This window comes from Leptolyngbya sp. FACHB-60 (assembly GCF_014695775.1).
In the GTDB taxonomy this organism is placed as follows: Bacteria; Cyanobacteriota; Cyanobacteriia; order Phormidesmidales; family Phormidesmidaceae; genus Nodosilinea.
The window spans coordinates 1-14,300 of sequence record NZ_JACJOX010000039.1 but is presented as its reverse complement, the minus strand read 5'-3'; the positions used below and the strand labels follow the sequence as shown (position 1 = coordinate 14,300).

The 14,300-nt window shown below is 56.4% G+C and carries 12 protein-coding genes; 5 read left to right on the top strand and 7 right to left on the bottom strand.

What is annotated here, in order from left to right:
* Position 1 precedes the first annotated feature (1 nt).
* The 3 genes from H6F57_RS15290 to murJ form a co-directional block, all read right to left on the bottom strand.
* Positions 2-1,168 carry an enolase C-terminal domain-like protein gene (locus tag H6F57_RS15290; protein WP_190625849.1) on the bottom strand — a complete coding sequence of 389 codons (1,167 nt, stop codon included), beginning with the start codon at positions 1,166-1,168 and terminating at the stop codon, positions 2-4.
* Positions 1,155-1,871 (bottom strand): iron-containing redox enzyme family protein, encoded by a 717-nt coding sequence (locus H6F57_RS15285; protein WP_190625850.1) that lies wholly within the window; start codon positions 1,869-1,871, stop codon positions 1,155-1,157. Before H6F57_RS15285 ends, H6F57_RS15290 begins: the two co-directional genes overlap by 14 nt.
* A gap of 219 nt (positions 1,872-2,090) precedes the next feature.
* Complete coding sequence (gene murJ, locus H6F57_RS15280) at positions 2,091-3,698, bottom strand: murein biosynthesis integral membrane protein MurJ (RefSeq protein WP_190625851.1); 1,608 nt, start codon at positions 3,696-3,698, stop codon at positions 2,091-2,093.
* A gap of 339 nt (positions 3,699-4,037) precedes the next feature.
* On the opposite strand from murJ, the gene H6F57_RS15275 reads away from it, so the two are divergent.
* From H6F57_RS15275 to H6F57_RS15260, 5 genes are all read left to right on the top strand, one after another.
* A complete protein-coding gene (locus tag H6F57_RS15275; RefSeq protein WP_190625852.1) occupies positions 4,038-4,193 on the top strand; it encodes a hypothetical protein in 156 nt (51 codons plus the stop codon).
* A gap of 121 nt (positions 4,194-4,314) precedes the next feature.
* Positions 4,315-4,755, top strand: a complete 441-nt coding sequence (locus tag H6F57_RS15270) for a hypothetical protein (protein WP_190625853.1) — start codon at positions 4,315-4,317, stop codon at positions 4,753-4,755.
* Between the two features lie 95 nt (positions 4,756-4,850).
* Entirely contained in the window at positions 4,851-7,694 is a 2,844-nt protein-coding gene (locus H6F57_RS15265) for a COR domain-containing protein (RefSeq protein WP_190625854.1), read from the top strand.
* On the top strand, positions 7,691-8,026 hold the full coding sequence (locus H6F57_RS28395; RefSeq protein ID WP_190625855.1) for a DUF6883 domain-containing protein: 336 nt from the start codon (positions 7,691-7,693) through the stop codon (positions 8,024-8,026). Before H6F57_RS15265 ends, H6F57_RS28395 begins: the two co-directional genes overlap by 4 nt.
* A gap of 5 nt (positions 8,027-8,031) precedes the next feature.
* Positions 8,032-8,757 carry a DUF4926 domain-containing protein gene (locus tag H6F57_RS15260; protein ID WP_190625856.1) on the top strand — a complete coding sequence of 242 codons (726 nt, stop codon included), beginning with the start codon at positions 8,032-8,034 and terminating at the stop codon, positions 8,755-8,757.
* Positions 8,758-8,799: 42 nt separating this feature from the next.
* On the opposite strand, the gene kefC is transcribed toward H6F57_RS15260, so the two are convergent.
* The 4 genes from kefC to H6F57_RS15240 all read right to left on the bottom strand — a co-directional run.
* Entirely contained in the window at positions 8,800-10,686 is a 1,887-nt protein-coding gene (gene kefC / locus H6F57_RS15255; RefSeq protein ID WP_190625857.1) for a glutathione-regulated potassium-efflux system protein KefC, read from the bottom strand.
* Positions 10,679-11,314: an NAD(P)H-dependent oxidoreductase gene (locus H6F57_RS15250; RefSeq protein ID WP_190625858.1), complete on the bottom strand. Its 636-nt coding sequence runs from the start codon at positions 11,312-11,314 to the stop codon at positions 10,679-10,681. The genes kefC and H6F57_RS15250 overlap by 8 nt, the downstream gene beginning before the upstream one ends.
* Before the next feature lie 498 nt (positions 11,315-11,812).
* Positions 11,813-14,026: a photosystem I core protein PsaB gene (gene psaB, locus H6F57_RS15245; protein WP_190625859.1), complete on the bottom strand. Its 2,214-nt coding sequence runs from the start codon at positions 14,024-14,026 to the stop codon at positions 11,813-11,815.
* Positions 14,027-14,147: 121 nt separating this feature from the next.
* A partial coding sequence (locus H6F57_RS15240) for a hypothetical protein (protein WP_190795003.1) occupies positions 14,148-14,300 on the bottom strand: 153 nt, incomplete at its 5' end.

Genomic DNA, 14,300 nt, shown 5'->3' with positions numbered 1-14,300 from the left:
TTCACACCGCCTTAGGTGGAAGGTTAATTGTTTGCTGGGCGTATTTTTCCAGCAGGGCATCCTGAATCTCCACCCCTAGCCCCGGCCCCTTCAGGGGTTTCGCCAGACCTTGATGACCAAAGTGAATGGGGCGACGACTGAGATCTTCCCGCAGTAACAGGCTGCCGTAAGAGCCTTCGCAAAAGCTGATCTCTGGCAAATAGGCCGCCAAGTGCCGCCCTGCGGCGGAGAGAATCGCCGTCTCGCCCACCTGGCAGCCTACCTGCACCTGAATGCCAGCAGCGGTCGCCAGGTCGGCGATCGCCAAAGTTGGCCCCAGTCCCCCACATTTCGCCAACCGCAGATTAAAGCCTTGGCAGGCCCTGGTCTCGATCAGCGCCTCGGCATCCGCTAGGGTAATCAGCGACTCATCGGCCATTTGGGGAATGGCCGTGGCCGCCTGCACCGTCGCTAAATCTTGGGGGTTGCCGCGCGGAATCATTTGCTCGGCGCTGTCGATCTGGAATTCTGCTAGGGCCTCACAGGTAGCGATCGCACTTTCCACCGAGTAGGCCCCATTGCCATCTACCCGCAACGAGACCTGCGGCCCCACCACCGCGCGAATCGCCGCCAGCCGTTCCCGATCCGCCTCCCCTGTGATCTTCACCTTCACGTGGGGCAGGCCAAATTGCTTGAATCGCTTGGCATGTTTCACCGCTCCCTCAACGCTGCTGGCCGTGATCACGCCGCTGTAGGTTACCGGGTGCCGAGGCGGCAAGAGTTCCCCCAGCGAAACTCCGACAGATTTCAGCAAACAATCGACCAGGGCTAGCTCAAAGCCGCAGCGACCCCCATGCCAGGCCACTACGCCAGGGGTTGCCAAATTATCTGCATCGGCGGGTAGGGCCAACGACGCCAGCCAGGCGATCGGGTCCTGCCCTGGCCAGCGGGGATAGTCGGTGGCTTGAACCGTAGGCCATAGGGTGCGTTCCATAAACCGCAAACAGCCCTCCACTGTTTCCCCGGTGACATAGGGCCGCGCCACTGCCTCGCCATAGCCGACGGTGCCGTCTTCGGCCCGGAGCCGCACCACGATGGAATCTGAGCAGCTGCGCGATCGCACACTGTGGGCAAAAGCTTCGACAAAGGGAATTTGCAGGGCAAACAGGGTGGCGTCAACGATTCTCATGGGCAGAGCCAGCAAGCAGGGGCAGGTCAGCGAAGTATCGCTTGATAAAAATGTTCTCGCGGAAGGTAATGTCGAGAATGGTCTCTAGATCCTCCGCCTCGATCTCGTAATAGGCCAGGTATTGCTCAACGCTGTCTAAACCTTCCTCAGCGTGGCGAATATCGACTTCAGAATGGTGATCAAACCAGGCCAGACTTGCAGGCGACAGGCCGCGATGCGTCGCTAAGGCCTGGCCGATGCGACCGGCTAGGCGAGAGAGCATCCACTCAAAGCAGGTCACCTCTAGGAGCACTGACAGCCCCAGTTCCTGCATCGTGCCAAACAGTAGCGGATCGGTGCAGAGCTGGCGGATTTGGGCCTGGGCTGCCTGGGCCAAGCTCGCCTGGCGATCGCGATCAAACCCCGCCGCCGTCGCCAGTTGATACAGCAGATCGGGGTGGCAAATGGCCACCTCATCCAGCCCCAATTCTTCGAGCAGATTGTGTTTAATCTGGGGCGCGGCCTCCGGCGGTGCCACCGCGTAGAGAAAAGCCAAAATTTGCGGACTCTTCAGGTGGGTCTGGCAGAGGTTAAAAATAAAGGCATCGTACTCCTGCAGAGAGGCCTGTCCCTGCTCCAGACGCTGAAACCAGGGGGAGTACTCAAAGGCCTGCACCTGCCCTGCATATTGGGTCTCAATCAGTGGACGAATCGCCTGCGCCATAAAATTTTTTCTGATATAGAGCGTCAATCCCAGGATTTTGCTGTCAAGGTGCTAGACCAGCCACTTCCCTCCCTGGTTAACCTCGATTACCCCAGTTCAGCAGAAGCTTAATGGTTGCTTAAATTCACCCGTCGCGAACAGTAGGGTGGGCAGTGCCCACCACTAGAACTACCTTTCAGAAGTCTCCTAAATCGGACCGTAGTTACAAACCTTTGCCTGCTAGCGCCTCACCCGCTCGCGAATCCGCGCGGCGAGCTGCTTTGTCTCCGGTATCGGCAGCAGAAATGCGCCAACTATAAAGATCAGCAGCCCTACCCCACCGGGAATCAGTAGTTGCAGCAGCAGCACGCCAATGCCCTGGGTGCCGAGCCAGGTTTCTAACCACTGGAGGGTGCCCCAGGCAGCAGTGCCAGCAATCAGGCTAAGCAAGGTGAGGAGAGCGATCGCACCACCCCATTCCCGCAGCGGCAGCCCCCGCAGTCGTCGATGCAAAATAAACGTCAGCGCTAGGGTCGAAAACACATTCACTCCCACGGTGGCCAGCACTAGCCCCGGTGCCCCCAACCAGCGAATGAAGAAAAAATCGAGCACCCCATTCAGCACAATATTGATCAAACTCACGCGGAAGGGCGTTTGCCCATCGCCCATGGCGTAAAACACTCGCACCAGCACATCCCGAGCCAGGTACACAAACATGCCCAGACCATAGACCATCAGCACCGAGGTCACCAGGTTAGAAGCCTCCTGGTCAAATGCGCCGCGTTCGTACACCACCCGCACAATGGGCAGCGCCAGCACCACAAACAAGGCCCCCAGGGGCAGCATGGTCAGAGCCGTAAACAGCAGGCTTTGGCGAATACGGATCTTCAGCTCAGGCCAGTTTTCTGGCGCGGCTAGCCGGGCAAACAGCGGCAAAAACGGCACCAGAATCACGTTCGAGATAATGCCCAACGGTGTCTGCACTAGCAAATTTGCATAGCTCAGCGCTGCCGCCGTACCGGGAATAAACGAGGCAAAAAACAGATCCGTAAACAGGTTGATTTGCAGCATCCCAGACGACAGGGTGGCGGGTAGCAGCACCCGCATCACCTCGCGCACGCCGGGCAGTGACCAGTCAAACCGCAGCCGGGGACGCCCGAGACCAGACTTCCACAGGGCGGGCAGCTGGGCCAACCACTGCAACACTGCACCCCCGAGGGTGCTGGCGGCCAACACCGCACCCCCCACCGCAAAAAACTCTGGACTGGCAATGTTGCTACCAATGGCAGCGTACAGTAGCCCCAACCCCACCAGCACCGCACCGCTAGAGAAAATCGGGCTGATCGACGGCAGCCAAAATTGGCTGTCAGCATTCAACGCCCCAAAGCCAATGCCAATCAGCCCCGCCAGCAGCGCCATGGGCGACATAATTCGCAGCTGTAGCACCGCAATATCCCGCGCTACCATGCCAGTCTCTGACAGACCGGGCGCAACGGTGTCGATAATTGGCCCTGCCAGCACAAACAGCAGCACCGACACCCCGATCAAAATCAGCCCAACCAGCGTATTGACGGCTTCGATCAGAGCAGCGGTGTCTTTGCGGTCTTGCTGCCGCGCCACGACACTAACGATCGCACTGTGAAACGGCCCGTTGATGCCCCCCAGCAAAATCAGCAAAAAGCCGGGAATGATGTAGGCAAAGCTGTAGGCATCGGCCACCGGCCCCACCGCAAAGGCCGCCCCGATTGCCTGCTGACGAAACAACCCCACAAACTTGCTAATGATGGTGGCCACAGCCACAATGCCAGCAATATTGGCCAGCGATCGAGAGGGTTTGGCGTCTGACACAGGGCCTCGCAGGGGTGAACAGCAGCGGAGCCACAGTGGGCATCCAGAACCATCCCCCATTTAACTGCATTATTGAACTCGCCATCGGGCCGTTTGACCGGAGCTATTGCACTTGATTACAGTTTCTGAGCCAGGCCCAGGGGTAAGCCAGAATAGAGATATGACGCACCGTCCTCCAAGTGGCCATCTCTGCAATTGGCTGCCCTAGGACGTTGCTAGCCCTGCTCCAGTAGGCTCTGACGATTTAGTTATTCAGCCTGCCTAATTGCCCCAACCCTCAAGCCCAGACTGAGGCAGCTGCCTCAGTCTGTAGGCTATCCTCTGTCACCCGATCGCACCATGTACACTTCATCTTCGCAGTTACCCCCCGATCACCTGGCCCTCTGGCAAGAAAACCAGCGCCTCAAGGCCGAAAATAACGCCCTGCACCAAGAAAACCAGCGGCTTCAGCAGCTCATTCATCAGCTAGAGCGGCTGGTGCGTCGCTATGCCTAGAGTGCGATGGCCCGAGGGGCTGGTCTTCGACCATCGTCCTCGACCGCTGCAACCCGGCCTGCGATTTTTAGCTGACCGTGGGTAGCATGTCTCCATAGACCCGCTACCAGATCGGTTCATCATGCCCCTCGGCCAACGTTCAAAACCAAAACGCCGTCTGCTGATTGCCGCAATCGTGGGGGGTTTGTTGGTCACGAGCTTCCCACTTGTAGTGGTGGGCGGACTGCTGGCCAAGACGAATTGGGATGAATGGCAAGAGTGCCGAGGCTACACCGAGTTCAACCCCACGCTGTGGAACGACCCAGCTCTCAGCGCCGAACCCACCTACGTTCGCCTCTGCATGGTGGATGACTTGCTAGCAAAATATCTGCTGCTGGGCAGACCCCAGGCAGGTGTGATCGAGCTGCTTGGCCCGCCAGAACCCCAGAAGGGCTTTGCCGATTACGATATGGTCTATAGGCTGGGGCCAGAGCGCCAGTTTATTAGCATTGACTACGAATGGCTGGTGATTAAACTCGATGCGGCGGGCCATGTCAGCGATGCCAGCCTTGTAACTGATTAAAGGGGTAAAAGGGTGGCTGCCGGGTAGGTTGGTTTTTGCTGGCGCGCCACCCAACCTACTGGTTAGGATGGGGCGAAGCTGAAGAAGGAAAGGCCATGACGCGAGATGAGTTGCTAACGCTGATTGACCAAGCAGAGGCAGAGGGATGGACGGAGCTGGATCTGGCGGGGCAGGGGTTGACGGAGCTGCCGCCGGAGATTGGCAAACTTACCCAGCTAGAAACCCTAATTTTGGGGAAGTGGGACGAAGAGAGAAATGAGGATTTCGGTAACGAACTCACCAGTCTGCCATTAGAAATTAGTCAACTTAGCAACCTCAAAATACTTCGGGCTCCTGTTAATCAAATCAGCACTATCCCGGACAGCATCGTCCAGCTTGCCAACCTCCAACAACTCGATTTTTGGAGAAACCAAATCAGCACTATCCCGGACAGCATCGTCCAGCTTGCCAACCTTCAACAGCTCGACCTCAGCGATAACCAAATCAGCACCATCCCAGATAACATCGTCCAGCTTACCAACCTCCAACAGCTCAACCTCAGCGATAACCGAATCAGTACCATCCCAGATAGCCTCGCCCAGCTTCACAGCCTCCAACAGCTCAACCTCGGCGATAACCAAATCAGTACCATCCCAGATAGCCTCGCCCAGCTTGCCAACCTTCAACAGCTCTACCTTTGGAAGAACCGGATCAGTACCATCCCGGACAGCATCGCTCAGCTTCGCAACCTCCAACACCTTAACCTCGGAGGAAACCAAATCAGCGTCATCCCGGACAGCATCGCCCAGCTTGCTAATCTGCAAAAGCTCCACATCTGGAGCAACCGAATCAGCGCCATCCCGAACAGCATCGCCCAGATTCACAACCTCAAACAGCTTAACCTCAGCTCTAATCAAATCAGCGCCATTCCGGACAGCCTCGCTCAGCTTCACAACCTGCAACAGCTCTACCTATGGGACAACCAAATCAGCGCGATTCCCGATAGCCTCGCCCAGCTCCAAAACCTCCAAAAGCTCTACCTCTTCAATAACCAAATCGACACGATTCCCGACAGCCTTGCCCAGCTCCAGAGTCTCCAAGAGCTCTACCTCAGCGATAACAAAATCAGTGTGATTCCCGATAGCCTTGCCCAGCTCCAAAGTCTCCAAGAGCTCTACCTCAGCAATAACAAAATCAGTGCCATCCCGGAGAGTCTAGAGTCTTTGTCTCAACTTGAGGCACTCGGTCTACGAGGGAACCCCTTGCCAATTTCTCCAGAAATTTTAGAACCACCCGAGCGATATCAAGATCCTGGTTCTGTTGAGGGGATCTTCAACTATCTGCGCCAGCTTCGCAGTGGCGATGTAAAACCGCTGAATGAGGCCAAGCTCTTGCTGGTGGGTCAGGGCACGGTGGGCAAAACATCCCTCGCAAAGCGCCTCATCGAAAATCGCTTCGACTCCAATGAATTCCAAACCGATGGCCTTGATGTGCGTGAGTGGGGCGTTCACGTCAATAGCAAAGACGTGCGTCTCAACGTGTGGGATTTTGGCGGTCAAGAGATCTACCATGCCACCCATCAATTCTTTCTTACCAAGCGCAGCCTCTACCTGCTTGTCTGCAACTGCCGCACCAGCGAAGACGAAAACCGCATCGAATATTGGCTCAAGCTGATCCAAAGCTTTGGCAGCGAGTCGCCCGTCATCATTGTTGGCAACAAAAAAGACGAGCAACCCTTCGACATCAACCGCAAAGCCCTGCGAGACAAATATCCCAGCATTTGCGCCATTCTCGAAACCTCTTGCCAAAGCGGCGACGGAATTGAAGAGCTACGGGAAGCGATCACCAAAGAAGTCGGCCAGCTCCACGATGTTTACAACCTGCTACCTCTCTCCTGGTTCGAGGTCAAAGAACAGCTCGAAGCTATGGATCGCGACTTCATTTCCTACAACGAATACATTGGCATCTGCCACCGAAACCAGATTCCCGAAGAACAAAACCAAACCCAGCTCATTGACCTACTCCACAACCTGGGTCTGGTGCTCAACTTTCGCGACCACCCCATTTTGCAAAGCACCAACGTGCTAAACCCGGCCTGGGTTACTGAGGGCATCTACGCCCTGCTCAGCGACGAAACTCTCAAAACCAAAGGCAAAGGCATCCTCACCTACGACGACCTCAGGCGGGTGCTCGACCCCCAGCGCTACCCCGGCGATCGGCACCGCTACCTCACCGAACTCATGCAAGAGTTCCAGCTCTGCTTCGAGCTGCCCGACTGCTCCTGCCCCCGCTTTCTCATCCCCGGCCTGCTACCCAAAGACGAACCCGAAGATACAGGGCTAGCGGGCGACACCCTAGAGTTTCAATACCACTACCGCATTCTGCCTGAGAGCGTGCTGTCGCGGTTCATCGTCCTTAGCCACGAAAAAATCCATGAGCAAACCTGCTGGCGCAGTGGCGTCATGCTGGCCTACTTCGAAGGCAACGAGCAGTGCAACATTGCCCGCGTCAAAGCCGACCCCGAAGACAAAAAGATTTTCATCTCCATCAGCGGGCGCGAAACCACCCGCCGCGTCTTCCTCGCTCTCATCCGCGACACCTTTACCAAAATCCACAAGAGCTTTGGCGATTTAGAAGTCACCGAGTGGGTGCCCGTCCCCGACCATCCCGACCATCCTCCCCTCGACTACCAAGAACTCATGGGCCTAGAGGCTATGGGCGAGCAAACTGTTACCATCGGCAAACTACGCCTGCGCCTCAACCTCCGCCAGCTCCTCGACGGCTACGAATCTCAAGCCGCCCGCCAACAGCGACAACTCAAAGAAAGCGGCATGGACATCGAAGAACGCTACGGCGGTATTCATCTCAATATTCACCAGGGCAGCCGCGCTACCCACCAGCATGGTAAAGGTGACAATGTAGCAGGCGACCTGGTGCAGGGCGACAAAATTCAATTATGAATCTGCCCAATGCGGAGTCTGCGTTTATAGACCTAGATAAGCTGCGGACTTATAGCCTGAATCCCAACCACTCTAGGGGGAAACACAAAGCCAGACTATTTACCACTATCTTGGGATTAACCAGTCAAGACGCCGAATTACTCAAAGCTCTCATCGAAGTAGCTATCCGCCAGTACGAAGCCATTCCTGGCCAAACCGACGAGTATGGTCGGCGCTATGTGGTTGACTTTCCACTTCGTCGAAACCAAAATACCGCAACCGTCCGCACCACCTGGATCATTCGCCCAACCGAATCTTTTCCCCGGCTTGTAAGCTGTTACATCGTGAGGTGATACCCATGGTCAGCACCCTAACCCAATTTCTGCTATTAGATGTTGTCGCCCTCAAGCACGACCTGCCTGAGCACAACCTCACCGCCGGGCAAGTCGGCACCCTGGTCGAGCATCTCGCCTCCAATGTCTACGAAGTAGACTTCAGCGATGACGATGGCCAGACCTACGCCATGCTGCCCCTGCACACCAGCCAGCTGCTCAAGCTCTACTACTCTGCCAACGACGTTTTACCCACTTCCTTAGCTATGGAAAACACCGTTCACCAGTACGGCAACGGCGACAACATTGCTGGAGACAAAGTCTCAGGCGATAAAGTTATGGGCGACAAAGTTGGCAATCAGGGCTCTAACGCCAACATCGGCAACCTGGTCAACACAGCCAACGACAATGCTCAGATTACCGCCTCCGGCTTGACCCAAACCACCGGCACCAGCACCGCTGAACTGCTGCAAATCATCGCCCATCTGCGTCAAACCGCTGCACAGTTTCCCCAGGCTGTGCAAGACGACCTCATTATCGACATCGACGATGTTGAAGAAGAGATCAAAAAAGCCGACGATCAGCGCAACTGGCCACGGCTGAAGAAGCGTTTAACGTCCTTGGCGATGACGACATTGGCGATCGCTGGCAGCGTCGCAGGCGGAGTCGCTGCCGCGAATGAATTTGCCGACGAGGTAATCGAACTAGGCACCAAAGTCGGCATTGAGCTGCAACTTCCTCCCGCCCCCTAGCGGCTGCACTCACGGCAGCGGCAATTCAAAAGACTAACCGTATTAAGCCCCATACTTTTTCAGCGCTGTCGTATCCCAAGCCTGATCGACTTCGCGAGGCAAATCAAAGCTATCCGATTGGAGAACTTCCTTCAAATCGGCAGCGAGCTGCTGCGATTTAGCCACCAGCTTCGGCATATCCGCTTCGATTTGGGCCATCTCGCGCATCGCCTTGATGTCGTGATGGCGAAAGATGCGGGCAGCTCGGTGGGCATGGTAAGCCCGAAACCCTAGCAGCTTCAGAGCCTGAGCGCCCAAGCTCAAGGCAGATTCAAAGGTTTCTCGCTCCACGACGGCAACATCGCGGCGCAGCAGCTCGTAGGCGTGGCGGCGATCGATAGCCCGCGCCAAAATCTTCAGGTGGGGAAAGTGCTGTTTCACCAGGTCAATGGTGTGTAGCGACCTTTCCACATCGTCGATCGCCATCACAAACAGCTTGGCCTCAGCGGCCCCTGCCGCATAGAGCAGCTCAATGCGCGATGAGTCGCCATAAAACACCTTGTGGCCAAACTGACGCAGCAGGTCAATGGTGGCCGGGTCGTGGTCTAGCACCGTAGTCTGAATTCCGTTGGCAACCAGCAGACGATTGACGATCTGGCCAAAGCGTCCAAAACCCGCAATGATCACTGGGGTTTCGCCATCGTCGATGGTGTCGGGTTCTCGCTGCTCGCCTTGGCTCACAAAGCGCGGCTGCACCAGCCGTTCATTGGCAATCATCACCAGGGGGGTGAGGGCCATCGACAGGGCCACCACCACTACCAGCGGTGCGGTGATGGTCGTCGGCAAGACCCGGCTCTGCTGGGCAAAGGAAAACAGCACAAAGCAAAACTCTCCTCCCTGAGCCAGGGCCATAGCAAACATCAGGTTTTGGCTGAGCGACTGCCGAAAGAAACGGCCCAGGGCCAGCAGCACCAACCCCTTGAGCAGCATCAGCCCAACTACCAAGCCCAAAATCAGCAGGGGCTGGCGGGCCAGCACATTAAAGTCGATGCTGGCCCCCACCGAGATAAAGAACAGGCCCAGCAGCAGGCCCTTAAACGGTTCAATGTCGGTTTCTAGCTCGTGGCGATACTCGTTGTCGGCAAGCACTACTCCGGCGACGAAGGTGCCCAGGGCGGGCGATAGCCCCACCATCTGCATAATCAGGGTAATGCCGATCACCAGCAGCAGGGCCGTCGCCGTAAACATCTCCCGCAGCCGCGTATCAGCAATGAACCGAAACACCGGCTGCATTAAAAACCGACCGACCACAATAATGCCTCCCACCGCCCCCATCACTAGCAGGGTTCGCTGCCAAGCGGGTAGCCCCCCGCTGGCCTCGGCAGTAGCTACCAGCACCGCTGCATGGGGACCGATCGCGGTCTGGCCCATTTCCAGCAGGGGCAGCAGAGCCAGCATCGGAATCACCGCAATATCCTGAAACAGCAGCACCGAGAAGGAGGCCTGCCCCGCCTCAGTTCTCATCAGGCCCTTTTCGTTCAGGGTTTGCAGCACGATCGCCGTAGACGAGAGCGACAAAATCATGCCGATAGCCAGGGCCATGGTCCAGGGTAGGCCCACCAGCACGGCAATCAGGGCGATCGCCCCGGTGGTGACTGCCACCTGCAAGCCCCCTAGCCCTAAGATCGGCCCTCGCAGCTGCCACAGCAGCGAAGGCCGCAGCTCCAGGCCAATCAAAAACAGCATCATCACCACGCCAAATTCGGCGAAGTGCATGACGTCGTCTTGCTGTTCTCCTCCCACCAGACCCAGCACAAACGGTCCAATGATCACTCCGGCAATCAGGTACCCCAGTACCGATCCCAGACCCAGTCGTTTGGCAAAAGGCACCGACAGGACTGCCGCCATTAGGTAAATAAACGCCTGAAAAAATAAGTCTTCGCTATGCATGGGGGGCCACCTCGGGAGCGAGCAATACCTGGCTCAAATCTTGGTTAAGCTGGGTCAAACCAGGCAGCGCTGCCCAGTTAATTTGGTTGTCGCGCAGGGCTTGAAGCAGGAGACGATAGTCTTGAGCGCGATCGCTGATTTTGGGGCCATCGAGCAGCTGGTGAGTGCCGTGGACAATAAAGGGCGGCAGGTAGTCCATGCCGCACAGCCGCGCGGTTTGGGCGAAGGGGGCTAGCAGTTCAAAGACGGTGTAGTAGTTGTAGCCGTCTCGTTGATAAGCCTGATAGCTGCCGCCTGTAGAAATGGCGGAAAGGCATTTTTTGCCTTGCAGAGCTGTCCCCTCGTGGCCATAGGCAAAGCCATATTCGAGCACTAGATCTTGCCACTCTTTGAGAATGGCGGGGCTGCTATACCAGTAAAAGGGATGCTGCCACACCACGATGTCGTGGTCAAGTAGAAGCTGCTGCTCGCGCTTCACATTGATATGGAAGTCGGGATACTCCTCGTAAAGGTCGTGGAGGGTTACCCCCCCAAGGTCGGCGATCGCCCGCACTAGCTGACTGTTAATGCGAGATTTATTGAGGGCAGGGTGGGCAAAGAGCACCAAAATCCGGTTGGAAGGGGTCATAGCCACAGAAAAAGAGAGCAGATTGGCCCTGGCACGATGAGCCTACGGAGTAGGTTTTAGGTCATCGGTTTTGCCACCGCAACTGTAAACGATCTAGGCCGTCAACGGCGGTACTCCACCTATCCTTTTAGCTATACAGATAATAAAAGTCCTGGCTCAACTACCCCGAAGAACCAGGACTCTTGAGAAGCGGAGAGTCTCCATCCGTCTCAAGGTTAGGAGGTGGCAAGGGCGATCGTAGGGAACCGCTAACACACCTCAGATTATTCAAAATTCTGCAGAGAAGACTCCTGTTATGGATGAGTATTTGGGTCAGTCTTTTGCAGGATGGGCACTGCCCACTACTAGAGATATTCGTTAAGAACTTACTTGAACAAAGAATTTCTTTTTTTCGAAAAAGGTTGCCTGGGGGTGGGTTTAGCCTAATGGCAACCCACCTGTTTACTCCAGGGGTGTAGGGTGGGCAGTGCCCACCCTACGAGGGATTATCTATCCCAGTTAGCCAAATCGACTGGAGGTCGAGGCGATCAAGAAGGCGGCGAAGGTCAGAATGTAGCCCACCGTAAAGTGAGCTAGACCTACAACCCGACCTTGGACAATGGACAGGGCAGCGGGCTTGTCCTTCCAGCGAACCAGGTTCGCCAGGGGAGTGCGCTCGTGGGCCCAGACCAGAGTTTCGATTAGCTCCTGCCAGTAGCCCCGCCAGGAGATCAAGAACATGAAACCGGTAGCCCAAACCAGGTGTCCAAAGAGGAACATCCAGGCCCAGACGGCTAGGTTATTCATGCCATAAGGGTTGTAGCCGTTAATCAGCTGCGACGAGTTAAGCCACAGGTAGTCACGGAACCAGCCCATTAGATAAGTCGAGCTTTCGTTGAACTGGGCTATGTTGCCCGACCATAGGGTGAGGTGCTTCCAGTGCCAGTAGAAGGTCACCCAGCCAAGGGTGTTCAACATCCAGAACATCGCCAGGAAGAAAGCGTCGAACGCACCGACATCGCAGGTGCCGCCACGGCCGGGGCCGTCGCAGGGGAAAGCATAGCCGAAGTCTTTCTTGTCGGGCATCAGCTTCGAACCACGGGCATCCAGCGCACCCTTGACCAAGACTAGGGTGGTGGTGTGCAGGCCGAGGGCGATCGCATGGTGAACCAAGAAGTCGCCAGGGCCAATGGTCAGAAACAGCGAGTTGGTAGTGCTATTAATGCCATCCAGCCAGCCGCCGAGCCACACGTTGCCGTAGTTAGGCCAAGCCGTCGTCGCAATGCTGTCCGGGTTAGATAGGAGAGTATCCATGCCGTAGAGCAGCTTGCCGTGGGAGGCTTGAATCCACTGAGCAAAGACTGGCTCAACTAGAATCTGCTTTTCGGGGGTGCCAAAGGCCACCACCACGTCGTTGTGCACATACAGACCTAGGGTGTGGAAGCCCAGGAACAGCGACACCCAGCTCAGGTGCGAGATGATCGCTTCCTTATGCTCCAGCACGCGGTATAGCACGTTGTTCTGGTTGGCTTTGGGGTCGTAGTCGCGCACCAGGAAGATGGCCCCGTGGGCAAAGGCCCCCACCATAATGAATCCAGCAATGTACTGGTGGTGGGTATACAGAGCCGCCTGGGTGGTGTAGTCCTTAGCCATAAAGGCGTAGGGCGGCATGGAGTACATGTGCTGCGCTACCAGGGAGGTGACCACCCCTAGGGCTGCTAGGTGAAACGCTAGCTGGAAGTGCAGCGAGTTGTTGTAGGTGTCGTAAATGCCCTTGTGCCCTTCACCCAAAGCGCCCGAAGGGGGTTTGTGAGCATTCAAAATGGCCTTTATGTCGTGGCCAATTCCGAAGTTAGTCCGGTACATGTGCCCGGCGATGATAAAAATCACCGCGATCGCCAGGTGGTGGTGGGCCATATCCGTCAGCCACAGCGAATCGGTTTGAGGGTGGAATCCACCTAAGAAGGTGAGAATCGCTGACCCGGCCCCGTCACTGCTGTTAAACGCGTGGTTCGGCGTGTCTGGGTTTTGGGCATAGACCCCCCACTGACCGGTAAAGAAAGGCTTCAACCCAGCCGGGTGAGGCCGTACCGAGAGGAAGTTATCCCAACCCACATGCTGCCCCCGGGCTTCGGGAATAGCGACGTGAATCAGGTGACCGGCCCAAGCCAGCGAGCTGACGCCAAACAGACCAGCCAGGTGGTGGTTCAGGCGCGATTCCGCATTTTTGAACCAGGCCAGGCTAGGCCGAAACTTAGGCTGAAGGTGCAGCCAACCAGCAAACAAAAAGATCGCCGACAAAACCAGCAGGAACAGGGCACCGCTGTACAGGTCATTGTTGGTGCGCATACCGATGGTGTACCACCAGTGGTACACCCCAGAGAATGCGATGTTAACCGGATAGCTGGCCCCCGCCTGGGTGAAGGCATCCACGGCGGGTTGGCCAAATTGCGGATCCCAAATCGCGTGAGCGATCGGTCTCACACCTAGCGGATCTTTGATCCACTGTTCAAAGTTGCCTTGCCAGGCGACGTGGAACAGGTTGCCCGAGGTCCACAGAAAGATGATTGCCAGGTGGCCAAAGTGGGAGGCGAAAATCTTTTGGTAAAGATTCTCCTCCGTCATGCCGTCGTGGCTTTCAAAGTCGTGGGCGGTGGCAATCCCGTACCAGAACCGACGCGTGGTCGGATCTTGGGCCAGGTCCTGGCTAAATTTAGGGAATTTAGTTGCCATGAATCAAAACAGGTTTGATGTACGAATGGGTCAGAAAACGCAATTCGTTGAAGTGCAGTGGATTGGGGCTGGTAGGGGCGCACCGCAGTGTGCCCCTACAGGAATCCCATGACCAAACGGGTCATCCCACCGCGATAATTCGAGCCAGGAAGAAGGCCCAGGTAGTGGCAATTCCCCCCAGTAGGTAGTGGGCCACACCCACAGCCCGACCCTGAGTGATGCTCAGAGCGCGAGGCTGAATAGAGGGCGCTACCTTCAGCTTGCTGTGAGCCCA

What these genes read in the sequence shown, in the direction of transcription:
- H6F57_RS15285 (WP_190625850.1), bottom strand. Translation starts at nt 1,871, where the DNA reads ATGGCGCAGGCGATTCGTCCACTGATTGAGACCCAATATGCAGGGCAG.
- H6F57_RS15250 (WP_190625858.1), bottom strand. Translation starts at nt 11,314, where the DNA reads ATGACCCCTTCCAACCGGATTTTGGTGCTCTTTGCCCACCCTGCCCTC.
- H6F57_RS15290 (WP_190625849.1), bottom strand. Translation starts at nt 1,168, where the DNA reads ATGAGAATCGTTGACGCCACCCTGTTTGCCCTGCAAATTCCCTTTGTC.
- psaB (WP_190625859.1), bottom strand. Translation starts at nt 14,026, where the DNA reads ATGGCAACTAAATTCCCTAAATTTAGCCAGGACCTGGCCCAAGATCCG.
- H6F57_RS15275 (WP_190625852.1), top strand. Translation starts at nt 4,038, where the DNA reads ATGTACACTTCATCTTCGCAGTTACCCCCCGATCACCTGGCCCTCTGG.
- H6F57_RS28395 (WP_190625855.1), top strand. Translation starts at nt 7,691, where the DNA reads ATGAATCTGCCCAATGCGGAGTCTGCGTTTATAGACCTAGATAAGCTG.
- H6F57_RS15260 (WP_190625856.1), top strand. Translation starts at nt 8,032, where the DNA reads ATGGTCAGCACCCTAACCCAATTTCTGCTATTAGATGTTGTCGCCCTC.
- H6F57_RS15270 (WP_190625853.1), top strand. Translation starts at nt 4,315, where the DNA reads ATGCCCCTCGGCCAACGTTCAAAACCAAAACGCCGTCTGCTGATTGCC.
- kefC (WP_190625857.1), bottom strand. Translation starts at nt 10,686, where the DNA reads ATGCATAGCGAAGACTTATTTTTTCAGGCGTTTATTTACCTAATGGCG.
- H6F57_RS15265 (WP_190625854.1), top strand. Translation starts at nt 4,851, where the DNA reads ATGACGCGAGATGAGTTGCTAACGCTGATTGACCAAGCAGAGGCAGAG.